The organism is Vibrio sp. 1288 (genome assembly GCF_033344475.1).
In genome coordinates this window covers 1-639 of record NZ_JAWPOX010000665.1, presented here as the reverse complement: position 1 = coordinate 639, position 639 = coordinate 1, and the positions used below count along the sequence as shown (strand labels likewise).

Genomic DNA, 639 nt, shown 5'->3' with positions numbered 1-639 from the left:
TTGTTCCAAGCTCATGTGCTGCTTTCGTTTCTCAGAAACACCAACTGAAATCGTGACGGTTTTCAGCTCTGCGCACAATTTATCGGTAACCTCCAATCGACTCAGTTCTTGAACGGCTCGCGAAAGCTCTATTTGTGTTGGGTATCCGAGCAAAATAAATTCGTCTCCGCCAATACGATAGCTTCGCCCAGACCACACTCGATGTATCTTCAGCGAAAGCAATTGCAGCACTTCATCACCCGCTAAATGACCGTAGGTATCGTTGATTTGTTTGAAGTGATTAATATCTAAATAAAGAATCGCCAAATCCTTATTCACCCCTTGGCGATACTTAACTTGCAAAGAGCGACGATTCCTCAACCCAGTTAAATTATCGGTGTTGGATTGACGATACAGATAGAGAGAAACACAAATTGCCAATACAAGTACGAATAGAAATACCGCTTGGGTTTGTGTTGCCAATCGCACCTCATACTCTAACGCCGTGCGCCAATCTGGACGCAAATCGTATTGAGCCACAATTTTGTCAACGCCCAACATCGCAATCGCGCGGCTAAAATATGGCGCTAACATTGCACCGCGTTCATTCGCGACGAGGCCGATAGACAACTGCGAACTGTAAAACTCCCCTATCGCGGT

1 protein-coding gene is annotated in these 639 nt (G+C 45.5%); it reads right to left on the bottom strand.

Annotated features, from left to right (window positions below; translation table 11 throughout):
- Nucleotides 1-639, bottom strand: a 639-nt coding sequence (locus R8O11_RS28650; RefSeq protein ID WP_318195048.1) for a GGDEF domain-containing protein, incomplete at both ends; no start/stop codon positions are given.